Raw genomic sequence first — 23363 nt, 5'->3', positions numbered from 1 at the left:
ACCCACTCCATCAGATCATGAAAGCAGAATATCGACGATGCGCTCACTGGCGCGGCCGTCCCACAGTGGCGGGACGCTTTTGCGCACCAGCCGGCCGGAGCGCGCGAGCGCCGCGTGCTCGAGGATTGCCCTGGCCTCCAGCGGGACAAGGCGGTTACTGCCGAGCGTCACCGTGATCGGCCGCTCCGTGCTTTCGCGAAGGGTCAGGCAGGGCACATTGAGCCAGGTGGTCTCTTCCTGGATGCCACCGGAATCGGTGAGCACATAAGCCGCCGCGCTCATCAGCCGCAGAAAGGCGAGATAGCCGAGGGGTTCAACCCGGATTAGGTTTTTCATAGCCCGCAGGCGCGGATCAAGGCCAAAGCGGGCGATCATTTTTTCGGTCCGTGGATGGACCGGAAAAACGATGCGAAGATCCTTCTGCAGTTCCTCCAGGGCGGTGATGATGGTGCCGAGGAGGAGTGGGTTGTCAACGTTCGAGGGGCGATGCAGCGTCAGCAGCGCATATTTACCCGGCGCAACCTGCAGTTCCTCCAGGATGGGGTAGCGGCGGGACTTTTCGAGATGCTCGCTCAGTGAGTCGATCATGACGTTGCCGACAAAGTGCATCCGCTGCGCCGGCACCCCCTCTGCGCGCAGATGATCCCAGCCGCTTTGCTCGGTGATGAAGAGCCAACTGGCGATGGCGTCGGTGAGGATGCGGTTGATCTCCTCGGGCATGGTGCGGTCGCCGCTGCGCAGCCCCGCTTCGACATGGGCGATCGGTACGTGTAGTTTGGCAGCGGTAAGGGCCGCTGCCAGGGTGGAATTTACATCACCGACCACGACCAGGGCATCGGGTTTGATCTCCAGCAGCAGCTTTTCCAGGGCGATCATCACCGCGCCGGTTTGTTCGGCATGGCTGCCGGATCCGACCCCGAGGAACTGGTCGGGTTCGGGCATGCCCAACTCGGTGAAAAAGGCGTGCGACATTTTGGCGTCATAATGCTGGCCGGTATGCACCAGAATCGGGTGCACCCCGCCGTGTTCCAGCATGCGGCGGTGAATCGGGGCCATCTTTATGAAATTTGGCCGGGCGCCGACAACGTTGAGAATGGTCCGCATGAAAGGAGAGGGCCCCCGGCTTAGAGATCGCGCTTGTAATTTTGTCTGTAGAAGGCGAGGTATTCGCCGGTCTTGAGCTTGCTCCACCACCAGGGATTGGTTTTGTACCACTGGATGGTATGGACCATTGCCTCCTCGAAGGTATATTTCGGCTGCCAGCCCAGGCTGCGGATCCGGGCGGTATCGACTGAATAGCGGCGGTCGTGACCGAGGCGGTCGGCGACATAGGTCTTCAGACTCTCCGGTTTGCCCAGTTCACGCAGAATGATGTCGGTGATATCGAGATTGGTGCGCTCGTTGCCGGAGCCGACGTTGTAGACTTGACCGTTTTCACCATTATTGATGAGAAAATCGATGGCGTCGCAGTGGTCCATCACGTAGATCCAGTCGCGGACGTTCAGGCCGTCCCCGTAGATCGGCAGGTTTTTATCCTCCAGGGCGTTGGTGACGAAGAGGGGGATGAGCTTTTCCGGGTATTGATAGGGGCCGTAGTTGTTGGAACAGCGGGTGATCACCACTGGCAGGCCATAAGTGACAAAATAGGAAAAGGCGAGGCGGTCGGCGCCTGCCTTGGAGGCGGAGTAGGGGCTCGAGGGCTCGAGCCGGTCGGTCTCCCTGAAGGAGCCGGAGAGAATGCTGCCATAGACCTCGTCGGTGCTGATCTGGATGAATTTCCGGACGCCGGACTTGCGCGCCGCCTCGAGCAGGACAAAGGCGCCGTAGATGTCGGTCTTGATAAAGTCGTCGGGGGCGCCGATGGAGCGGTCGACGTGGCTCTCCGCTGCGAAATTGACGACGACATCGGCCTGCGGCATCAGCTCCTCCACCAGCCGGGCATCACAGATATCGCCGTGGACGAAGCGGTGGTTGGGGGTCTGGGCGATGTCCTTGAGATTGTCAAGGTTGCCCGCGTAGGTCAGTTTGTCGATGTTGATGATCTCCACCTCCGGCCCGTATTTGGCGAGGAGATAGTGAACGAAATTGCTGCCGATGAAACCGGCGCCGCCGGTGACGAGATAACGTGTCATGCAGGTACCTGTCCGATAAAGAGGGTTGCTGATTTGATATTTTTTTCCTAATTTTTCAATGTACAAACCCGGCTGGTAAAAGTCAATCCATTATTTTCCATGCAGCCGCGACAGGGATGTAACATAGTACCGCAAGGCGGAAACCTTTGCGGAAAAAGGAAGCTTGCGCATGGCTGAATCGCTCTTCCGCTTGGCACTGGCGCAGATCAATCCGGTGGTCGGAGATCTGCAGGGTAATGGCCGCCAGATTGCCGAAAAAATGGCCGAGGCGGCACGGGCCGGCTGCGATCTTGTCGCCTTTCCCGAGCTGGCGCTGACCGGCTATCCGCCAGAGGATTTGCTGCTGCGCCGCCAGTTCATCGCCGATCAGCGCGAGCAGTTGCAGATCCTCGCCGCCGAAAGCGGCGAATGCCTGAGCGTCGTCGGTGTTGTCGATGAAGTGCAGGGGCGGCTCTTCAATGCCGCCGCTGTGCTTCATCGCGGCGGGATCCTTGGCGTCTACCACAAGGTGAACCTGCCCAACTACAGCGTCTTCGACGAGGAACGTTATTTCGAGGCCGGGCGGCAGCCCCTGGTCCTCGATCTCGGCACGCTGCGTATCGGCCTGAGCATTTGCGAGGATATCTGGATCGAGGAGAGCGTTGTGGAGGCCGAAGCCCTGGAGGCTGGCGCTGACCTCCTGCTCAATATCTCCGCCTCACCCTTTTACAGCAACAAGGGGGAGGAGCGGCTGGCGCTGATGCAGGCACGGGCGCGCCGCTGCGGCAGCATCGTCGCCTACGTCAATCTGGTCGGCGGTCAGGATGAGCTGGTCTTCGACGGCCGCAGCCTGGTCGTGGCCGCAGACGGCCGGCTCCTCGCCGCGGGCGGCGGCTTCCAGGAGGATTTCCTTTTCATCGACTGGCCGGTACGCGAGTTCGCTGAGCTGCGACGCGCCCGCACCCGGCTGGGTGCGGCGCCCATCACCGGTCTCGCGACCGCTCTGCTCCTCCCGCTCGAGTGGAATCCCGGCAGCAAACCGGAGCTTCGGACCGCACCGCGCAACATCGCCCCGGTCAAAAATGAGGTCGAAGAGATCTATCAGGCGCTCTTGCTGGGCATCCGCGACTATACCCGCAAGAATGGTTTCGACAAGGTGACTCTGGGCCTGAGCGGCGGCATCGATTCCGCCCTCGTGGCGGTTCTGGCCGCGGACGCCCTCGGCCCGGACCGGGTCGTGGCGGTCACCATGCCCTCGCAGTATTCCTCGGGCGGCAGCGTTACCGATTCGGAGGAACTGGCGAGGAACCTCGGGATCGATCTGCTCACTCTGCCGGTTGCGCCGACCTTCCAGTCCTACCTCGAGACCCTCAAAACGACCTTCGCCGGCAAATCGCCCGACCTCACCGAGGAGAATTTGCAGGCGCGCATCCGTGGCAATCTGCTGATGGCCCTTTCGAATAAATTCGGCTGGATGGTCCTGGTGACCGGCAACAAGAGCGAGGTGAGTGTCGGTTATTGCACGATCTATGGCGATATGGCCGGAGGTTTTTCTCCCCTCAAGGATGTCTACAAGACGATGGTCTATGCCTTGTCGGAGTATCGCAACAAGCTGGCGGGCCGCGATCTGATCCCGCGGGCGATCATTGACAAGGCCCCCTCCGCTGAGCTGCGGCCCAATCAAACCGATCAGCAAAGTCTGCCGCCTTATGACCTCCTCGATGCCGTTCTCGAGATGTATGTGGAAAAGGAGATGGGCGCCGCGGAGATCATCGCCCAGGGCTTTGATGCGGCGACGGTGCGCAAGGTGGCGCGGTTGGTCGATCTGGCGGAATACAAACGCCGCCAGGCAGCGCCGGGCATCAAGATCACGCCGCGTGCTTTCGGCAAGGACCGGCGCATGCCCATCACCAACCGCTACCGTGGAGTCTGATCGAGAGGCGAGCGGCAGCCGCGCCAGAAACCAACGGTGTACCATATCAGGCAGAGCAACACCAGAGGCAGCAGGAGCAGAAACTTGAGGAAATTGAGGGGACTGTAGCGCAGCAAGCGCTCTCCGATCAGGCCGGTGCGCACCAGGGGCATCAAGGGCAGGAGCAGGGGATAGCGGATGAAAATCCGGCCCCGCAGTGGATTCTTACGGCGATTTTGCGCTGCGCCGATGCCGAGTTCGTACTGGTTGCGCAGGATCTTGCGCAGCCGGGTGCGGTTGCGATGCCAGATGACCGCCTTCGGTTCCCAGTAGAGTGTCAGGCCGGCGCCATGGATCTTGCGAAAGTACATATTGTCGCTCCCCTTGATCTGGCTGGCGAAGGGGCCGAATTCGTCATAGATCCCGCGGGAGAAGGAGACGTTGCCGGTGCCGAAATGGTCCTTGTCGGTGCTGGCATGAGGAGTCATCAGGTCGCTGCATTCCAGCAGGTAATCGAGGGTGCCGAAGAGACTGTACGGGGTGCCGTTGCGCACCAGGCCGCCGACAACGGGGTAGCCCTGGTGATGGGCGGCGACCAGGAAGTGCAGCCAGCGGCGGTCGACCACGCAGTCGGTGTCGGTGAAGGCGAAGAACTGGCCGCGAGCGATCTCGAGGCCGGCGTTGCGGGCGCTGCCGGGGAAGGCGCGCTGCGGCAGCGCGAGGACGCGGGTCTTCGGGAAGCGTTCCTGCACCAGGGTGGCGGTATCATCTCCGCTCGAATCGACGACGATGACTTCAAAGGGAAACTGGCATTCCTGGTCAAACACCGAAGCGAGGGCATCGAAAATGTAGTGCTGCTGCTTGTAGGAGGCGATGATCACCGAGACCAGGGGCTGATTTTCTCCGGACATCCTTAACCTGCTGGATTGGGGTTACAAAAAAAGAGGGTATTCGGCAGAATACCCTCAAGTCGAGTGCACCCACAAGGAATCGAACCTTGAACCTACTGATTAAGAGTCAGTTGCTCTGCCAGTTGAGCTATGGGTGCTATTACCGCGATTGCAGGCCATAATTTATCACTTATTTCGCTTTTTATCAAGGAAAAAAATGAGGCAGGTGGGATATTTTATGGTGATTTCGGGAGTAAGGCCAGGGAGGGATACCGGGTGCAGACGCTGATGGAACTCATCCGGGCTCGGCGGAGCGTACGCCGTTTCACGGAGCAGCCGGTGGAGCGTGCAGTGTTGCAGCAGTGTGTCGAGGCGGCGCGGCTGGCGCCCTCGGCGGAGAACGTCCAGCCCTGGCGCTTTCTGATCGTCGATGATCCGGCGGTCAAGGCACAACTGGCGGCGGGGGCGTTCACAGGCCTCTACCGGGCGACGCGCTGGGCCGAAAAGGCCCCGGTGCTGGTAGTCCTGTTTGCCGAGCTCGATATTCTGGCCAACCGCCTTGGCAAAGGGATGACCGGCATCCCCTATTATCTCATCGATACCGGGATAGCGGGCGAGCATTTCTGTCTGCAGGCGGCGGAGCTTGGCCTAGGCACCTGCTGGATCGGCTGGTTCAGCCCGGATGGATTGCGCCGGGCACTCGGCGTGCCGCGCCGGCTGCGGCCAGTGGCGATCTTTGCCGTGGGCTATTCCGCGCATACCAACACGCCGGAGAAAAAACGGCGTCTGGCTGCAGAGATTTGCTGGTTCAATGCGATCGGGCGCTCCGCATGAGCGGCCGAACCGCGCGCACCAGGGCGCGCGCTGACGCTGGCGCCAGCACGGCAGGGCCGGATTGGCCGGATGCAGCTTGGCTGCAGCGGTGCCGGGCTGCGCTGCTCGCCTGGTTCGGCTCTTCGGCGCGGCGTCTTCCCTGGCGCGAAAACCGCGATCCCTACCGGGTGTGGATCTCGGAGATCATGCTGCAGCAAACCCAGGTCAAGCAGGTGATGCCCTATTTTGAGCGATTTTTGGTGCGCTTCCCGGACGTGGCGGCCCTCGCCGTTGCGCCCCTGGATGAGGTGCTCAAGGCCTGGGAGGGGATGGGCTATTATGCCCGGGCGCGTAATCTCCATCGCGCAGCCGGCCGGATCATGGGCGAACACAGCGGCGTTTTTCCGCAGGAGCCTGAGGCTGTGCGCGCCCTGCCGGGCGTCGGCGTCTATACGGCGGCGGCGATCCTCAGCATCGCTTTCGGTCGGCCAGAGGTGGTGGTCGATGGCAATGTCGCCCGGGTGATCGCGCGGCTGGCCGCCCTCCCCGAGGAGGCCCGGTCGGCGGCGGGCCGGCAAAAAATCGCGGCCCTGGCGGCCGATTTTTTCGATCCAGGACATCCGGGTGATTTCAATGAGGCGATGATGGAACTTGGGGCGCTGATCTGCACGCCGCGCTCGCCCGCCTGCGCGGCGTGTCCGGTCGCGGAGTGCTGCGCTGCGCAGCGCGAAGGCGATCCGGAACGCTATCCCGTCAGGCGTCCGTCCAGAGCCAAACCCCATCACCAGATTGCAGCGGCCTTGATCTGGCGCGGCCGGGAACTGCTGATCGCCCGGCGGCGTGAAGAAGGGCTGCTCGGGGGATTGTGGGAGTTTCCCGGGGGCAAGCAGGCGCCGGGGGAAAGTCTCGAGGAGACCGCGGTGCGTGAAACCGCCGAAGAGGTGGGGCTCTCGATCCGGGTGGTGGCGAAATTCATGAGCGTGGAGCACGCCTATACCCACTTCTCCATCACCTTGCACGTGTTTCAGAGTCTCTGGCTCAGTGGCGAGCCGGCCTGCAGGGCATGCAGCGACTGGCGCTGGATTACTCTGGAGCAACTGCGGGATTTTGCCTTCCCGCGGGCCAACGGCCGAGTCATTGAGGCGCTGCTGACAAAAAACGCCGGGCCACCGGCGATTTGATTTGCCGCGCACCGCAAATTGTTTTATATTTAATCAGCCGCAACCTGGATAGCCTGGGGAGCGCCATCTGCTTGGAGGCATCAAAGGGGAGAAGCAAATGGTTCGACAGAGAGCGGACGATGGGCGGGTGGAGGTGGTTAAAATTGCGGGCCAGGGAAGCCGGGAACTGCTTCCGGGTCTGTATCAAGCGCTGGCTCGTGAAGCCCCGGCCTGGCTGGAGATGACAGGGGAGATCGCGCTGCTGCAAAGCTGCAAACTGGTGCTCTTTTCTTCCGTGCGCTGCCCGGGGAGTATCCTCAGTAAATCCTTCGATCTGGTCAACGGCCTACGACAGAACCTGGTGACGGTGATGTGCGGATTCCATTCGCCGGTTGAGAAGGAGTGGTTCACCCTGCTGCACCGCAGCGCTACGCCGATGATTCACTGCCCGGCACGCTCCCTGAAAAACCGGCGGTTGAGCCCGGCAGAGCGCTCGCTGCTGGCCCAGAATCGCTACCTCCTGCTCAATTTCGGCATTGAGGAGTCACGCATTACCCGCGAAACAGCATTCACGCGCAATCTCTGTATGGCCGCCGCCGCCGATCTGGTTTTCATCGCCTATGCCGCACCGGGGAGCCGCACCGAAGAACTCTGCAGCAGGGTGCGGCAGTGGGGCAAGCCGGTCTGGACTTTCGCGGATGCCGCAACCGTCCACCTTCAGGCTCTCGGAGTGCGCAGTATTCGTGTCGGTGCTTTCATCAGCGGCCTGGCGGGTATTGGCGAAGGATGAGCGCAACCACGCTGGCCTATTTCGGCGCCTTGAGCAGCACCCAGATCCCGGCGACGAAGAAAATGAGATTGGCCGACCAGGCCGCGATCAGCGGAGAGAGCAGGCCGTTCTGGCCCATCGATTGCGCGGTCTTGACAATGCCGAAATAGATAAAGCATACCGCCAGACTGATGCCGAACCCGGTGGCGGTGCCGCTGCGCCGCTTGGGGGAGGAGAGCGGGGCGCCGAAGAGGACAATTATGAAATTGGCGAAGGGGATGGCGATCTTGTGGTAGAGATCGACCAGCCAGTGGTTCGGATCACCGCCATTGCGCTCCACCTCGACGATAAAACTGCTCAGCTCGCGATAGGACATCTCCTCCGGCTTCTTTAGAATCTTGGCGAAATCGGCGGGCCGCAGGTTCTCCCCCTCCAGCACCATCTTATCGAAGGTGCGGACCTGTTCGGCTCCCTGTGTAAAAAGACGTTCCACCCCCTCGAACAAAACCCACGTGCTGTCCTGCCATTCCATCCGGCTGGCATAGATATGGAGTTCGAGTTCCAGACCCGCAAAACGGCGGATGTTGATCATGTGCCCGGTGTTGCTGACGGTATCGAACCAGCGCATGTTGATGCGCCGCTCCTGATCATCGCGGGCATAGACATTGTTCACCCGTTTGCGCCAAATCTCCCGCTGTTTTTCCACGTACTGGTCGATGAGCTGGGCGCGGCTGGCGCTGGCACGTGGTACTACAGCTTCGCCGAACCAGATCGCGCCGAGGCTGATGATCAAAGCCAGGAGGAAGACCGGCGTGAGGATGCGATAGAGGGAGCGGCCTGAAGCGATCTGGGCGACGATCTCGTTTTGTTTGGCCATGGTCCCGACGCTGAAGAGGCTGGAGAGGAGCATCGCCACCGGCAGGGTCAAAGTGATGATATAGGGGGTATAGTAGAGGTAGAGCTTGAAGATGATGCTGTACGGTACCTGCTTGTCGAGAAAGGTGTCGAGTTTTTCGATGCCGTCGACGATGATAAAGATGCAGATGAACGCGAAGAGGGCAAAGACAAGCACTCCGATAAACTTGCGCAGCAGGTAACGATCGAGAAGATTCATTGCGGCAGCGGCTCCTGATGGTAGACTAGTACGCGTCTTCTGCGGCCGATGCGCGCAGGCCGCGCCGGGATTTACGCCGGAAGCGTTCGAAGAAGGTCCGTACCGCCGCGGGATTGAAGAGCGTCGATTCGCGCACTGCAGAGAGGAGCAGGTAAAGGCCCACAGCGCCGACCAGCAGGTCGGCCAGCCACATGGCCACGAAGGGCGAGATGATCTGGTTGTCGGCGAGTTCTTCGCCACCAATCAGCGAGGCCCAGTAGAGCAGGAAAAAGCCAAAGCTTAAACCGGCGGCCATCGTCATCGAGCCGCGGCGGGCCATCATCCCCAGCGGGGCGCCGATCAGGACGAAGACCAGGCAGGCGACCGGGATCGAGTATTTTTTATGGATCTCCACCAGCAGCTGGTAGTTCTTGCGGTCCAGACCATCGATAAAATTGTTGTCGGCGCTCAGCTCCTGCCGGAGACGCTGATTTTCAGCCAGCAGGGGGGCGAGCTGCAGCGGCAAGGTGATCGGACGCTCCCGGCCCTTGCTGCCAACGGGGTCCAGCTCCAGGTCAGGCAGATAACGGGAAAAATAGCCTTCAGTCTTGGCCTGCATCCGCGCGACCGCGGCAGCGATCTCCTTGCGATTCTGACCGACCTCCTCGCGCATCATGGCGGCGCTCTTTTCGCGGTCGCCGCGGTACTCCGAATCGCTGCGTTCCATCACCATATCCGGAACGCTGATCGAAATGACCTGTTTTGGGAAACGCAGCTGCTGATACTGCTCCATCTCCTCCAGATTAAGCTTGTACATGACCCCATCAAAGAGGATGAGGCTCAGCTGGCCATTGCGGCGGTTGAGGTAGATCTTGCCGCGATCGGCGGTGATGAAGGTGCTCGAGTTGGGATTAGAGTTGTCATCGATATAGACTGAATCCACATAGGCGGTATCCGGGGTCTCGACGATGTTCTGCACGAGCAGGGTATAGTTCGGCAGGTCGCGGTAGAGCACCCCGGCTTCAAGGGAAAGGGTTGGGCGTTTGCGCGCGATGTCGGAGGCGAGCAGGCGGGCGCGGTGGTTAAAGTCGGGCAGGACGGAATTGTTGAACCAGACCAGGAAAAGAGCGAGGCCCGCCGCGCAGAGCAGCACCGGGAAAATCATGCGCAGCACACTGACGCCGTTGGCTTTCATGGCGACGATTTCGTTGTCACCGGAGAGACGGCCGAAGGCCATCAGGGCGGCAACCAGCACGGCCATAGGCACCGCGAGGGCGACGATCCAGGCCATGTTAAGCATAAAGAACTCGAGGATCAAGCTGAATTCCAGGCCGCGGCTGAGAATGCGCGGCAGCTCGCGGAAGACCAGGTTCAGAATGAAGACCAGCGTGATCACGCAGATGGCGAAGACGAAAGGTCCGATGTGTTCCTTGATGATGTAGCGCCAGAGCACGAACATGATGCAATCTCAGCGAGCCTCGGAAGATCCATGGTACATATTTTGCAAGAATAACAGTTCCATTGCAAGGATGGATTTAGATAAAGTATTAAAAAAAAACGAGACATGCCAGAAAATTCAGGAACTTTTTACCCGGGGCCGGGTATTTTTTATTGATATTGAACGAGAATAGTTGTACATTTCTAGTTGATAAATCACCGCAGGCATATCCCGTTTATACGGGAACAACTTGTTAACAAAAAAGTTAGGAGGGTTGTGTTATCGAGCGTTCGCTACCGACGTAACACCTAAAAAGAGCCGGATTCGGCCGATTTTCTCTCTTATTCTACGAGCGCATGGCCAAACGTCGATTCCATGCATCGAACGTCACGCTGCTGCCTGCGGTGGTGCTTTCGATGGTCATTATCGTCAGTCTGATGGGACAGGTATGGGCAGTTGAACCGCAGCCCAAACCCTACATCGGACTGCGCCCTCCTGCGCCCGTTTCCCCGCTGGTTTCCATCACCGAGGAACAGCCTTTCCGCGGTTTGAGCCTGCAAGGATTCACCTCGCCGCCCTTGAAACGGTCCGTGCCCGGCATCCGCCGCGAAATCAAGGTGGATAGCACCGGCCATAATATCAATTTTTATGAAAATTACGACAAGATCCCCGTCGCGTTGCCGCAGTATTTGCCCCTGAACCGGTATGCCGCGATGCGCCAGGAATACAGTCTGGCGCGCATGTGGCAGCGCAATACACTTGCCCGGTTGGGCGAAAGTGCGGCCGGCGGGGGCAGCGGCGCCCTGCGCATCGACATCCCGGTCGAGATCAAGAGCAAGGCTTTCCAAAAGATCTTCGGCGGCGGCACGGTGGGCCTCGATGTGACTGGCGATATCAGCATCAAGGGCGGCCTGCGCCATGAGAAACGCAGCGAGGTCAAGACCACGCTGAACCAGGCCAATGATACCAATTTCAAGATGGAGCAGACCCAGCGCTTCAAGGTGCAGGGACATATCGGCGACAAGGTGACCATCGGCGTCGACCAGGATTCCGACCGCACCTTCGACTTCGAGAATAGCCTCCAGCTCAAATACACCGGTTACGAGGATGAGATCATCCAGAGCATCGAAGCCGGCAATATCGCCCTCTCTTTGCCGGGGACGCGCTATGTCACCTTCGGCGGCCAGAGCGCCGGTCTTTTTGGCGTCAAGACCGCCATGCGCTTGGGAAATCTCTCCCTGACCGCCATTGCCAGCCAGGAAAAGGGCGAGAAGAAGCAGCTCTCGCTCAAGGGTGGCGCCTCCGAAGGGGTCAAGGAGATTCAGGATTACGACTATCTTGAAGGCTATTACTACTTCATCGATGAGTACTACCGCAAGCAGTTCCCGGTACGCGGCTCCAACGGCGAGTTTCTCGTCGATCCCGCCCGCCGTATCACCCGCATCGAAGTCTACAAATCCCGTTACGATTATAACCGCACCAGCGGCGAATCGGTCATCAACGGCTGGGCCTGGGTGCCTGCCCCGGGCGATTCCAGCAAGCTGGTCATTACCCAGGGCGACACCAGCTACCAGAGCTCGGAGAATTACCGCGGTCCCTTTATCCGGCAGGAAAAGACCGAGTACTATTTCGATCCGGAGCTGGGGTATCTGCGTATGAACCAGCCGCTCGACGATTCCGAGGTGCTGGCTGTGGCCTTTCGCGACACCTCCGGCTACACCCGCGGCAGCATCGATTTCAATCCGGACAAGGACAAGGTGGTGCAGCTGCGGCTGCTCAAGCCGATGAGTCCGCGGCCGAGCAACAAGACCTGGAACCTGGCCTGGCGTAATGTCTATATGATCGGCCCAAGGAACATGTCAGAGGATGGTTTCCAGCTGCGCATTCTCTTCAAACCGGCCTCAGGCGACCCGCAGGAGACCATCACAGTCAACGGCAAGACGATGACCTATCTGCAGGTTTTCGGTCTCGACCGGGTCAACAGCAACGGCGATCCCACTCCGGACAATATCATTGACCGCAACGACAACATCCTCCGGCTCGGTCAAGGAGAACTGTGGCTGCCCAGCCTGCGGCCTTTCGACCCGAAGGAGGCCGAATTTCAGGCGAAATTGCCGCCGGAAAAACGCTCGCCTGCGATCTATGATACCACGGTGCAGCAGGTGATCAACGGTCAGAGCAAATTTTACTTCGAGGTCAAGTCCAAGACCCGCAGCGCCGAGTATTCCCTGGGTATGAACGTCATCGAGAACTCGGAGGAAGTCATCCTCAACGGTCGCCGGCTAACGCGCGGCACCGACTATATCATCGAATACTTCACCGGCAGCCTCAAGATGCTCAACCAGGAGGCGCTGCAGCCCTCGGCCAACGTCGAGATCAGCTACGAGAGCAACCAGATCTTCCAGATCGACAAAAAGACGGTGATGGGGGCGCGGGCTTCCTATGACCTATGGGACGACAGTTTCATCGGCGCTACCATGCTCTATCTCAACGAGAGCACACTGGACCAGAAGGTGCGGGTGGGCAAGGGGCCGATGCGCAACCTGGTCTGGGATGTCAACACAGCGATGACCTTCAAACCCTATTTCATGACCCGTTTTGCCAATATCCTTCCCTTCGTCGATACCCGCGATGCCACCAATATCAAATTTGAGGGCGAGGTGGCGCAGGTTATTCCGAATCCGAATACGCGCAACAATGATAATACGGGGGATCACGACGGGGTGGCGTATATCGACGATTTCGAGGCGGCCAAGCGCAACACGGGTCTGGGGATCAGCCGCAAGAGCTGGCGGCCCGCCTCGCCGCCCGTGGGCAAGGTCGATCCGCGCCAGCTCTATCCCACCCTCGAGGCCCGCGGCGATCTGAAATGGTACGAGCCTTATGGACAGGTCTCGATCAAGGAGATTTGGCCGAACCGCGACATCAATGCCAATGTCGCCCAGACCGTCAGTGTGCTGATCATGGAGTTCCACCCGGCCGACAGCCTGGCGGACACCCGTCAGTCCTGGGGCGGTTTGCAGAAGGGCCTTTCGAGCGGCTACTACGATCAGAGCGAATCCAAGTTCATCGAGGTCTGGGTCAAGGCGAACAGTGGCACAATGCATATCGATATGGGCCAGATTTCCGAGGATTACATTCCCAACGGCAAATACGATTCGGAAGACAAGATGCGCAACGGCTTCCGCAATAACCTCCTCGATGATGGCGAAGACATAGGCGTCGACGGCATGTCCAACTCTGATCCGCGCGCCATCGCCGCAGGCGGTGATTTTTGGGATGTGAATGGCAACGGGGTGCGCGATTTCGGCGAGCCCTACAGCAATGATGACTGGTCCTATTCCGCCGGCAGCAGCAATTATGACAAGATCAACGGCACCGAAGGAAACCGCAACGATTACGGCGGCGGCACCCCGGATTCGGAGGATATGAATTCCAATCTGGCGCTGGATGTCAATAATGAATATTTTTCCTACTCTTTCTCCCTCGAGCGCGACAGTCCCGACACGATGTGGATCGCCGGCGCCTCGATCAACAAGGAGACCGGCCAGGACAACGGCTGGCGCCTCTACCGCATTCCGCTGGATGCCCCCTCGCCGACCCTGACCAAGGTGGGCAATCCCGACATCACCCGCATCGAATTCATTCGCCTCTGGGTGGACGGATTCAAGCAAGCCACGCCGCATTACATCTGGATCGCCGAGCTTGACCTGGTCGGCAGCGAGTGGAAGGAGTTGGGTACCGCGTCGGCGCTTGATCCCGAGACCTATAATTCGGCCGCCGATACAGTGGTGACGATCTCCGTGGTCAATACCCACGACAACCCTGACTACATCGCACCTCCAGGCGTGACCGGGGAACAGGACCGGATTACCGGGGTCATCGCGCGCGAACAGTCGCTGGTCATGAATGTCAACAACCTCCAGCCTGGCGAAACCGGCGTCATCCAGAAGGTGCTCTACGAGAAACAGGATTACATCCACTACAATACGCTCAAGATGTTCACCTACGGCTATGATCCCGGCGGGATCCATATCCGTGAGGACTCTTCCAAGGTGGAATTCTTTCTGCGTTTCGGCGCAGACGCCAACAACTATTATGAGGTGCGCCAGCCGGTCTTTGACGGCTGGGATACGCGCAACAACGTCGAGGTCAACCTGGTCGATCTCTCCGCGATCAAACTGATCGCCGAGCACTATGATTCGACCGCCAACCGCAAGGGCTACTATCTGGACGTCGGTGGTGGCAAGAGCTGGTTTATCAAGGGTATACCGGCCCTGACCAATATCAAGGTCTTGACCGCCGGTGTGCGCAACCTCGATCCGGTTCACCCCTTCACCGGCCAGGTTTACATGAATGAGCTTCGTCTCTCCAACGTCAAAAAGGACAAGGGGATGGCCTACCGCGCCCGTCTCGAAATGAACTGGGCCGGGCTGGTCAATTTCAACGGGGAGCTGGAAAAACAGGACGCCGATTTCCATAACGTCGCCACACAGTACGGCGAGGGCAATAACAGCATCAGCGGCAGCTTCAGCACCAGCATGCAGGTGGATAAATTTCTCCCCGCCCGCCTTGGACTTTCGATTCCGGTCAGCTACAACTACAGCCGCAGCGAATCGACCCCCAAATACAAGCCGGGCACCGATGTCGAGGTGACCGACACTCTGCCCGACTCGATCCTGGAGGCCATCCGAACGGTGAGCCAGCGCCAGGGCTACAGCGTCAGCCTTGGCGTCAACTCGCGCTCCAAGAACTTTTTTGTTAAAAACCTCCTCAACCGCCTGCGCACCAGCTACAGCGAGTCCCGCGACCAGGGCAGCAACTCGACGATGGCATCGACCTCCAATCGCACGCAGAACGCCGACCTCAGCTGGGATGTCTCCTTCAGCCCCAATAATTATTTCCGGCCGTTCAAATGGCTCGGGGATGCTAAATGGCTGATCAAGCTGGCGGATATGAAGCTCTTTTTCACCCCGCAGAATTTCAACAGCCGCATCTCCGGCACCAAGACCAAAAGCCTCTCGCTCACCCGCACCGGCGTCGAAACCAATACCGGCTCCTATGCAGTGAACTCGTCGATCGGCGGATCGATGAAGATCTTCGAATCCCTCTCCTTCGATCTGAACCGGACCTACGCCAACGACCTCTATGGCATTTCGGCCGACTCACTGCGGATGATGTGGAAACGGGGCGAGCTCGGTTACCTGACCAGCATGAACCAGAATTTCAAGATCGGCTACAATCCCAAGCTCTTCAACTGGCTGACCAACAATTTTTCCTACAGCGCTGGATTCCGCTACGGCTTCAACCGCCAGCAAAAGTTGCAGGCGCGCAACGCCCAACTCTCGAAAACCCTGGGCTTGAACGGCTCGATCGATCTGGAAAACCTCTGGAATTCGATCTACAAGCCCAAGAACGGGGCCATGGCCGGCGGCCGCCGGCCGACAGCGCCGCAGACGCGGCGTCCGGTTCCGGGGAAGGATCAGAACGCCGGCCAGGGCGAGAAGAAGGATAAAGAAAAAGAAAAGAAACCCCCCAAGGAGGGCGGCTCCGGATTCTCGGTGATGGGCCTCTTCGGCCACTTTTTCGGCTTTTTTGAGCCCTTCAGCGTGACCCTCAACAAGCGCGAGAACCTGACCACCTATGGCATCACCCGCATGCCGGGGATGCGGTTCATGCTCGGCTTGCAGGACAGTCTGGGAGTGCCGATGGAAGCCTCCACCGGCACATCGAGCAGCAGCGTCAACCGCAACTCTTCGAGCACTAACGACAATATGCATATCTCCTCAGGATTCGGCATTTCGCGCAATATCAAGGTCACCCTGAACTACGACAATACCACCTCGCTCAATCGCAGCACCACCACCACCGGACAGCGCTCCCACAGCCGGCTGGTTTATGGCGACAAGCTCGACATGCCCTTCCCGCAGTGGTCCTTGCGGATCAGCGGACTCGAAAAACTGCCTTTGATTAAAAAGTACATTCAGACCGTCAGCCTCGATCACGGCTACTCCGGCCAGTTCGATCAGACCTATAATTTCGAGAATGGAAAGGAGGTCATCACCAAAGAAGACCGCAGCGCCAAATTCTCGCCGCTGGCAGGCATGAGTTTGAGCTTCAAGAACGGTATGACCATGTCCGTGCGCTATACCCAGTCGGAGAACACCTCGCTGTCGTCGGGCTATAGTGTCGGCGGGACCAGGACCAACCTGAAGGATCTTTCGGTCTCAGCGCAATACCGCAAGCAGAGTAACTTCCGCATCCCGATCCCGGTCTGGCCCTTCAAGAACATGCGGCTCAAGAACAGCGTCAACCTACAGGTCACGATCTCCTCGAGCAGCAATACCACGCGCAAGAGCCGCGCCCGTGGGGATTATGAAATCACCGCCGAAACCAGTAAGTGGCTCTTCAAGCCCGATCTGCAGTACAGTTTCTCCGAACGCGTCAATGGCGGGGCGTTTCTCGAACTGGGCAAGACCCACAACAAGCTGATCGGCGATACGTCCTATTATGAATTCGGCATCAATGTCAATATTTCCATCCGCGGCCGTTAGCGGGCGTGGAGAGAGGAGCGCAAATGCTTCGATACAGGCTTCCGGTGGTGATGGGCCTTCTCAGCCTCGGAGTGACCCTCTCCTGCAGCGCGCAGGAGCCGCCCCTCTTTGACAGCGCCCGCGCATTCGCCCAGCTCAAGCAACAATGCGAGTTCGGACCGCGGGTGCCGGGGAGCCTGGCTCATCAGCGCTGTCGCAACTGGCTGGTGACTACCCTGCGCGGCTATGCTGATCAGCTGGCAACCCAGGATTTCATTCATACCTTTGGCTCACCGCGCCAGTCCGCCCAGGCCAGCAACATCATCGCCAATTTTCAACCGCAGAAGGGCGAACGTATTCTTTTATGCGCGCACTGGGACAGCCGCCCCTGGGCCGATCAGGATCCGGATCCCAAGAACCACAACAAGCCCATCCTCGGCGCCAATGACGGCGCTTCGGGCGTCGCTGTGCTGCTTGAGATCGCCCGGCTGCTCAAACAAAAGCCGCCTCGCGTTGGGGTTGATATCGTCCTGTTCGACGCCGAGGACCAGGGGATGGCAGGCGATGAGCGCAGCTATGCGAAGGGGGCGCAGTATTTTGCACGCGCTGTGGTGCCTTCGTTTCACCCGCGTTTCGGCATCCTGCTGGACATGATTGGCGATGCCGATCTCACGATTTATCAGGAGCAGTATTCGCTTCATTATGCCCGCCCGGTCGTCGACAAGGTCTGGGAAGCCGCGGGGAGGAGCGGGGTGACCGAATTTGTCGCCCGGCCCGGCTATGCGGTTTACGATGATCATCTGCCGCTGCTCGAGCGTGGCATCCCTTGCATCGATCTCATCGACTTTGACTATCCCTATTGGCATACCCTGGCCGATACCCCCGATAAATGTAGTCCGGCCTCGCTCGAGAAGGTGGGATGGGTCCTGCTGCAGGTGCTTTATTCAGAATGAGTCAACCACCGGTGCGCCATCTCGGCCCCGGCCCGAAAGGAATCCTGCCATGCCCAACTGGGAGATCTATCTTGCCGTTACCGTGCCCTGCACGCCGGAGTGCAGCGAGGCTCTTGCCAGCTTTCTCTTTGATCTCGACGCCACAGGCGTGGTGGAGAACAACGGCAGTCTGACCGCTTCCTTTAAGGGGGTGCGGCATGAGGTGCTCTCCCCCATTCGCAATTTTGTGGCGGCACTGCAGTCCATGGGGCATCCCGTCCAACCCGAGGCGGTCTTCAGCGAGGAGATCGAGAATCGCGACTGGAATGCTGAATGGAAGAAGGGCTACACCGGTTTTAAGATCAGCGCCAGGATCTATATCAAGCCGACCTGGGAGGCACCGCCGGCGCGGCCCTATCCCTGCCTGATCGCGATCGATCCAGAGATGGCCTTTGGCACCGGCACCCATGCGACCACCCGGCTTTGCCTGCGAATGCTGGATCATCATCTGCAGCCGGGGGCGCGCGTACTCGATATCGGCACCGGTACTGGGATTCTGGCCATCGCCGCGGCTAGGCTGGGCGCCGGCGCCATCGTCGCCTTCGATGTCGATCCCGTGGCCGCCGAGACCGCCCGGCGCAACGCCGCCGCCAACGGCGTGCACACCGGCCTGGAGATTTTCGCCGGCGAACTCGCCGATCTGCCGCCGCTGCCCTTCGATCTCGTCCTCGCCAACATCCAGCGCAACGTCATCGTCGGGATGCTGCCGGTACTGCGGCAGCGTTTCTCCTCCGGGACGGATTTCATCTTTTCCGGGATCCTGCGCGAGGAAGAAACGTTTTTCCGCGATGCCCTCACCACGCACCATTTTGCCTGCATCGAGATGCAATACGATGAAGAGTGGCTCGGGTGCCTGGCGCGCTGACCGGCCGCGGGTCCCTCATCTTTTTTTTCTTTCCCTTCAAAACGAAAAACGTGATCTGGCGCAACTTTTTTACGGGGTTGGTGGCGTTACATTAAGGCCATTCAACCGCGCAGATGCCGATTATCTCCCGCCCCTTTTCTATCTCCGGGAAATGGAAAGGCTTGTTTGTCGTGTTATAGCAGTACGTCCGGAACAGGACGATGGATGGGATCATTAATGAAGGAATGACAAGATGAAAACAAGGTTACGAATGATTTTCGCCGCAACTCTGCTGCTGGGCTGCGCCATCACGCTGATCCAGGCGGCGGAAAAACCGCAGGAAGCCGCTCTGGCTCTGAGAACGGCGCAGACGCTGCAGGAAGTTCAGGCCGCGGGAACGGCGATGGCCAGGGCCGAGGGCGCTTTCGCCCGGGTCATGGAACGCGGTCTGAAGGAAGCGGTTGTTCAGCATCAGATGATGACGCGTATGCAGGCGGTGAAGCAGCCGGAAATCCTGATTCCGAAATTCATGCAAGCCTGGCGAGCCTCCACCCGACCGAACCGCCGTCCGGCTGCATTGGCCAAAAGCTCGGACGTTGCCGCAACCACCGGGATTTCCGGCAAGGTGACCCTCGAGGGGGAGATCCCCGAATATCCCGTCAGTGTGGTCGCCTTTGATCTCTATGGCTATTATCGCGGCGATGCCAGCATTGATGGCAATGAAGGAACGTATACCATCCGCGACCTGCCCGCCGGCGACTATTATGTGCTGACGGCGAGCGACGCCTACGTCGACGAGATCTATAACGATCAGATCCTGCGCCTCGATGCGCGTGATACCTGGCGCCAGGCGGAGAAAGTCAAGGTGATCGATGGGCAGATCACAGCGGCGATCGATTTCGATCTGCGCAGCGGCGCCGAGATCACCGGTACCGTCTCCCGGGATGACGGTTCTCCGGTGCAGGGCCTGACCCTCTCCTTTATTTTCACGGCCAAGGGATCACCCACGCCCCTCTATTCGGTGGAAAAATCCACCGATGACGGCTGGTACAGCATTCATGTCCCCCTTGTGGGCGAATTCAAGCTCTCCGTGGAAGCAGCCGAGAGCGGCGACATGCAGACCTGGTACCCCAACCACGCCACCTGGGAGGTGGGTGAGACGGTCACCATCTCCGCGTATGATGCCCAGCTGAGCGAAGTGAACTTTTCTCTGGCCCCCTATCCGCCGGGGAGCAAACCCGGCACCATTTCCGGTACCTACCGCTGGAGTGACACCGCCCAACTGATCAGCATCGCCACCGCTTTTCTCTTCGATGCCCGCGACTCTTCGCTGGTCGATTTCACATTCGGCTTGCTCGGTTCCTATACCTTCTCGAGCGTGCCGGCCGGAGAGTATATCCTCTACCTTGATGACCAGCTTGGCAATATGATTGGCGGGGTTAATTACCTCGGGCAATACTACTCGGGCGCAAACACCCCGGGGGAGGCGAAAAAGATCGTCCTGCATGAGGGTGAGGATCTGGTTCTCGAGGATTTCGTCCTCGAACCGGGCGGTCAGCTTTCCGGCACTATCAAGTCATCGGAGGGCAAGAGCCTTAATGGCGTCTGGGTCCTGGCGATCGACGCCACCCTGATGGATCTGGAGCTCAAGCCCTGGTTGAGCAACCTGCATCTCTTCATCGGTCAGGCGGATGCCGCTGGTGCTTATCGGATCGCTGGCCTGCCAAGCGGCCGCTATGTCGTGCGCACCTTATCGGACACCCTGATCAATCAGAACCTCCTCGACCTGATCAAGATCACCTCAGGCGCCCACGCCGGCGAGGTGGTTGATGCTTGGTATGGCGGATCGGCCAATCTCTTCAGCCCGGGCACAGCGACACCGGTGGAGGTGGTCGCGCCGCGGGAGACCAAAAATATCAATTTTGTCCTCGAAAAGGGGAAATGGATCCGCGGCCGGGTGTCGGATTCGGGCACGGATGTCGGCAAGAGTTTTTATCGCCTTTTCGCCCTGCAGGACTCCTCTGCGCTGCCCTACCTCTCTCTTGGCATGTTGATTCACAATAATCAGATGGACAGCGCCGGACACTACCGGCTCGGCCCGCTGCCTTCCGGTCGGTATAAAATCTTGGCCCTGGCGCCCTTTTCCGGATTCAACAACTACCTCAGCGAGATGTACGGCGGGGCGCGCGATTTCAACAACGCGGCGGTGGTCACAGTCGGCAGCTCGGATGTGAACGGCATCGATTTCAAGGTGGAGCGCGGCGGGACGATTCAGGGGTATATCGATCTGCCGCAGGAGGGAGGCGGAACGATTCGTGCCGGAGCGGATATCCTGGACGGATTTCCGGTGATTGTCTATGAGGCGGCAAGCGGCCAACTGGCGAGCATGGATTTTGTCCAGTTCAATGGCGGCTATCGCGTTGACCATCTCCTGCCCGGCACCTACAAGATCCTGGCCCTGCCGGCCGTCGCCCCCTATGCCGCAACCTGGTATGGCGGAGGCGGCACCTTCGCCGCCGCGGGCGGCTCGGTGACCATCGGCTATGGCGAGACCGTGCAGTGCGATATCACGCTCGAAAAGGGAAGCGGCGCCATCGCCGGGAATCTGCGCGATTTCGACACCACGCTGCCGCTGTCGCGGGCCATGGTGATCGCCTATGATGCGACCGGCCACCCGGTAGGATTGAGCATGAGCGACATGGATCTCGCAACAGGAGCCATCATCAGCCAGACGGGCCAGTTCACCATCTCTGGCCTGCGGCCCGGTGCCTATTATTTGCGCACTTATGCGATCAGCTCCATCCTTGGATTGGCTGACCAGCTGCTCGGATTCTACAATACCCTGGCGCCCGGCGACGGTTCGGAGATCGATTACATGGGCCTGCTTTTCGGCAGCGGTCTGGGCGATCTGACCCGTCTTTTCGATTTGCGGATGGCGGTTTATGCGGATCAATGGTATACTGCGGCGCCGGCCAAGCTCGTGTTCGATGTCAACGCCTTTGCCTTACAGCTGCTCGCCTATGGCGTGCCTAGTGGCTATGACAATGCCCTGTTACCCATCTACCTGCCCATGCCGCTTGCGGAAACGATACCGGCCGCAGCGATGCCGGTCACAGTGGCCGATGGATCGACCAGTTCGGGCATCGAGTTCAAACTGATTGAGGGCTCTCTCGAGGACGTGATGGTCAATGTGGAGATCAAACCGGCCGCGCTGCCGGAGCGCTTCGCAGTCCATCCAAATTATCCCAATCCCTTCAATCCCTCGACGACCCTGACCTTCGACCTCCCAGTCTCGGGCAAGGTGGAGGTGGTCATCTACGACGGGATCGGGCGGCAGGTGCGGGTGCTGCAGGATGGAATTTTGCAGGCCGGCCAGCACGGGCTGCAGTGGGATGGCCGCAGCGATCGCGGCGAGATGGCCCCATCGGGCCTCTACTTCGCCCGTTTCAGAACCGGAGCGACCCATCGTACCATCAAGATGGTGATGCTCAAGTAGAAATTCCCCCAGCTCGCTCCCACCCGGTTACCGGGTGGGAGCGAGTGCGCGGGAGCTCGCCCCGCCCGGGATCTCGTAACCGCGCGGCATCTCGTCCCCACCCTGGATCTCGTCCCCATCCACGATCTCGTCCTCATCCGGAATCACGCACCTGGCCGGAATCTCCCACCAGCCCGTTGAGTGGGCGCGCTTCTCAGTCGACGCATTTTAGCCCCGCCAGCCGGTCCTGCAACCGGTCATCCTGTTTTCTCCTTGATTTTTACCCGGAGTTTGGCTAGAATATCCAAAGAAGGTGATCTCACTTTTTGTTGGGAGGCTTTATGATGGATAGGCTGCGCACACTCATCTGTGTTATTTGCGTGCTGTCAGTAGAGCTGCTGGTTGCTGCAGCTGCGCAAGGTTCAGGCGGGCAGCCGATTGCCACCTTCTCCATCGTCGCGCGGGATTCGCTCAGCGGCGAGTGCGGCGTGGCGGTCGCTTCACGCTTTTTCGCGGTCGGGAGTGTGGTGCCGTGGGCCCGCGCCGGCGCAGGAGCGGTGGCGACGCAGTCCTTTTGCAACACCACCTTCGGCTGGCGAGGGCTGGATCTGATGCAGCAGGGATTAACGCCGCAGGAAGCTCTTACGGTGTTACTGCGCGGGGATAGCGATCCCGAACACCGGCAAGTGGGCATGGTCGCAGCAGATGGTCAGTCGGTCACCTACACCGGCAAGGCGTGCATCCCCTGGGCAGGCGGACGCAGCGGCCGCAACTATGCCCTGCAAGGCAACATCCTCACCGGTGAGCAGGTGGTGATCGATATGGAGCGCGTTTTTCTGACAACATCAGGCACGCTGGCGGACCGTCTCTATGCGGCGCTGAAGGCGGGAGATGCTGCGGGCGGAGATTCGCGTGGCCGGCAGTCGGCAGCGCTGCTGGTCGTCAAGGAGGGCGCCGGCTATGGCGGCTTCACCGATCGCGCCATCGACATTCGCGTCGATGACCATCCCGAGCCTTTCCTCGAACTGAAACGGCTGCTCGATTATGCCCAGATGAACTATGCCTGGAACGAGGGCTGGACGCTCTTTACCAAAAAACAGTTCGCAGCCGCCCTGCCCAAGATCGAACACGCGGCACTCCTGGCGCCACAGAATCCCGAGCTGCTCTATGACCTGGCGGTGATCCGCCTCGCCGGCGGGCGGCGAGAAGAATCCCTTGCGGCGCTGCGTCAAGCCGTTACTCTTAACGAAAAGCTTAAGAAACAGGCGTCGCAGGACGCCGATCTGACCTTATTGCGGACGGATCCCCGTTTCCAGCAACTGGTCAAGTAGCC

Annotated in this window: 14 protein-coding genes and 1 tRNA gene; 9 read left to right on the top strand and 6 right to left on the bottom strand. The window is 59.6% G+C overall.

Annotated elements, in window-relative coordinates:
- Positions 1–15: 15 nt before the first annotated feature.
- Both wecB and rfbB read right to left on the bottom strand, forming a co-directional pair.
- Positions 16–1104 carry a UDP-N-acetylglucosamine 2-epimerase (non-hydrolyzing) gene (gene wecB, locus PLH32_10770; protein ID HQJ65082.1) on the bottom strand — a complete coding sequence of 363 codons (1089 nt, stop codon included), beginning with the start codon at positions 1102–1104 and terminating at the stop codon, positions 16–18.
- Positions 1105–1124: 20 nt separating this feature from the next.
- Positions 1125–2132 carry a dTDP-glucose 4,6-dehydratase gene (gene rfbB / locus PLH32_10765; GenBank protein ID HQJ65081.1) on the bottom strand — a complete coding sequence of 336 codons (1008 nt, stop codon included), beginning with the start codon at positions 2130–2132 and terminating at the stop codon, positions 1125–1127.
- 169 nt (positions 2133–2301) lie between these two features.
- Between rfbB and PLH32_10760 the strand changes: the two genes are divergently transcribed.
- On the top strand, positions 2302–4044 hold the full coding sequence (locus tag PLH32_10760) for an NAD+ synthase (GenBank protein HQJ65080.1): 1743 nt from the start codon (positions 2302–2304) through the stop codon (positions 4042–4044).
- Here PLH32_10760 and PLH32_10755 read toward each other — a convergent pair.
- Both PLH32_10755 and PLH32_10750 read right to left on the bottom strand, forming a co-directional pair.
- Positions 4029–4934 carry a glycosyltransferase gene (locus PLH32_10755; GenBank protein HQJ65079.1) on the bottom strand — a complete coding sequence of 302 codons (906 nt, stop codon included), beginning with the start codon at positions 4932–4934 and terminating at the stop codon, positions 4029–4031. The two genes, PLH32_10760 and PLH32_10755, sit on opposite strands and share 16 nt — an antisense overlap.
- A gap of 64 nt (positions 4935–4998) precedes the next feature.
- Positions 4999–5071, bottom strand: a tRNA-Lys gene (locus PLH32_10750).
- A 118-nt stretch (positions 5072–5189) separates the two neighbouring features.
- Here PLH32_10750 and PLH32_10745 point away from each other — a divergent pair.
- The 3 genes from PLH32_10745 (at position 5190) to PLH32_10735 (ending at position 7676) form a co-directional block, all read left to right on the top strand.
- Positions 5190–5747, top strand: a complete 558-nt coding sequence (locus PLH32_10745) for a nitroreductase family protein (GenBank protein ID HQJ65078.1) — start codon at positions 5190–5192, stop codon at positions 5745–5747.
- The gene (gene mutY, locus PLH32_10740; GenBank protein ID HQJ65077.1) at positions 5744–6907 is read left to right on the top strand and encodes an A/G-specific adenine glycosylase; all 1164 of its coding nucleotides are present in this window, start codon (positions 5744–5746) and stop codon (positions 6905–6907) included. The genes PLH32_10745 and mutY overlap by 4 nt, the downstream gene beginning before the upstream one ends.
- Before the next feature lie 97 nt (positions 6908–7004).
- Positions 7005–7676, top strand: coding sequence for a hypothetical protein (locus PLH32_10735; GenBank protein HQJ65076.1), 672 nt, complete (start codon positions 7005–7007; stop codon positions 7674–7676).
- Positions 7677–7692: 16 nt separating this feature from the next.
- Here PLH32_10735 and PLH32_10730 read toward each other — a convergent pair whose 3' ends face one another.
- Both PLH32_10730 and PLH32_10725 read right to left on the bottom strand, forming a co-directional pair.
- The gene (locus PLH32_10730; protein ID HQJ65075.1) at positions 7693–8769 is read right to left on the bottom strand and encodes an LptF/LptG family permease; all 1077 of its coding nucleotides are present in this window, start codon (positions 8767–8769) and stop codon (positions 7693–7695) included.
- A 25-nt stretch (positions 8770–8794) separates the two neighbouring features.
- Positions 8795–10207 carry an LptF/LptG family permease gene (locus tag PLH32_10725; GenBank protein HQJ65074.1) on the bottom strand — a complete coding sequence of 471 codons (1413 nt, stop codon included), beginning with the start codon at positions 10205–10207 and terminating at the stop codon, positions 8795–8797.
- Positions 10208–10542: 335 nt separating this feature from the next.
- Between PLH32_10725 and sprA the strand changes: the two genes are divergently transcribed.
- The 5 genes from sprA to PLH32_10700 all read left to right on the top strand — a co-directional run bounded on the left by sprA (position 10543) and on the right by PLH32_10700 (position 23361).
- Entirely contained in the window at positions 10543–16740 is a 6198-nt protein-coding gene (gene sprA / locus PLH32_10720; protein HQJ65073.1) for a cell surface protein SprA, read from the top strand.
- Between the two features lie 23 nt (positions 16741–16763).
- Positions 16764–17672, top strand: a complete 909-nt coding sequence (locus PLH32_10715) for a M28 family peptidase (GenBank protein ID HQJ65072.1) — start codon at positions 16764–16766, stop codon at positions 17670–17672.
- A gap of 49 nt (positions 17673–17721) precedes the next feature.
- Entirely contained in the window at positions 17722–18576 is an 855-nt protein-coding gene (gene prmA, locus PLH32_10710; protein ID HQJ65071.1) for a 50S ribosomal protein L11 methyltransferase, read from the top strand.
- A 232-nt stretch (positions 18577–18808) separates the two neighbouring features.
- Positions 18809–22051 (top strand): FlgD immunoglobulin-like domain containing protein, encoded by a 3243-nt coding sequence (locus tag PLH32_10705; protein ID HQJ65070.1) that lies wholly within the window; start codon positions 18809–18811, stop codon positions 22049–22051.
- A 320-nt stretch (positions 22052–22371) separates the two neighbouring features.
- Entirely contained in the window at positions 22372–23361 is a 990-nt protein-coding gene (locus tag PLH32_10700) for a DUF1028 domain-containing protein (GenBank protein HQJ65069.1), read from the top strand.
- The last annotated feature ends 2 nt before the right edge of the window (positions 23362–23363 follow it).

Source organism: bacterium (assembly GCA_035419245.1).
Lineage (GTDB): Bacteria > Zhuqueibacterota > Zhuqueibacteria > Residuimicrobiales > Residuimicrobiaceae > JAKPUX01.
Note: the sequence above shows the minus strand (reverse complement) of the source record. Positions and strands in the feature narration are given on the sequence as shown.

Excerpts from the sequence above, each read along its gene's own strand:
- PLH32_10735 (HQJ65076.1), top strand. The coding sequence starts at position 7,005 with ATGGTTCGACAGAGAGCGGACGATGGGCGGGTGGAGGTGGTTAAAATT.
- prmA (HQJ65071.1), top strand. The coding sequence starts at position 17,722 with ATGCCCAACTGGGAGATCTATCTTGCCGTTACCGTGCCCTGCACGCCG.
- mutY (HQJ65077.1), top strand. The coding sequence starts at position 5,744 with ATGAGCGGCCGAACCGCGCGCACCAGGGCGCGCGCTGACGCTGGCGCC.
- PLH32_10755 (HQJ65079.1), bottom strand. The coding sequence starts at position 4,934 with ATGTCCGGAGAAAATCAGCCCCTGGTCTCGGTGATCATCGCCTCCTAC.
- rfbB (HQJ65081.1), bottom strand. The coding sequence starts at position 2,132 with ATGACACGTTATCTCGTCACCGGCGGCGCCGGTTTCATCGGCAGCAAT.
- PLH32_10760 (HQJ65080.1), top strand. The coding sequence starts at position 2,302 with ATGGCTGAATCGCTCTTCCGCTTGGCACTGGCGCAGATCAATCCGGTG.
- PLH32_10700 (HQJ65069.1), top strand. The coding sequence starts at position 22,372 with ATGATGGATAGGCTGCGCACACTCATCTGTGTTATTTGCGTGCTGTCA.
- PLH32_10725 (HQJ65074.1), bottom strand. The coding sequence starts at position 10,207 with ATGTTCGTGCTCTGGCGCTACATCATCAAGGAACACATCGGACCTTTC.
- sprA (HQJ65073.1), top strand. The coding sequence starts at position 10,543 with ATGGCCAAACGTCGATTCCATGCATCGAACGTCACGCTGCTGCCTGCG.
- PLH32_10705 (HQJ65070.1), top strand. The coding sequence starts at position 18,809 with ATGAAAACAAGGTTACGAATGATTTTCGCCGCAACTCTGCTGCTGGGC.
- wecB (HQJ65082.1), bottom strand. The coding sequence starts at position 1,104 with ATGCGGACCATTCTCAACGTTGTCGGCGCCCGGCCAAATTTCATAAAG.
- PLH32_10730 (HQJ65075.1), bottom strand. The coding sequence starts at position 8,769 with ATGAATCTTCTCGATCGTTACCTGCTGCGCAAGTTTATCGGAGTGCTT.
- PLH32_10715 (HQJ65072.1), top strand. The coding sequence starts at position 16,764 with ATGCTTCGATACAGGCTTCCGGTGGTGATGGGCCTTCTCAGCCTCGGA.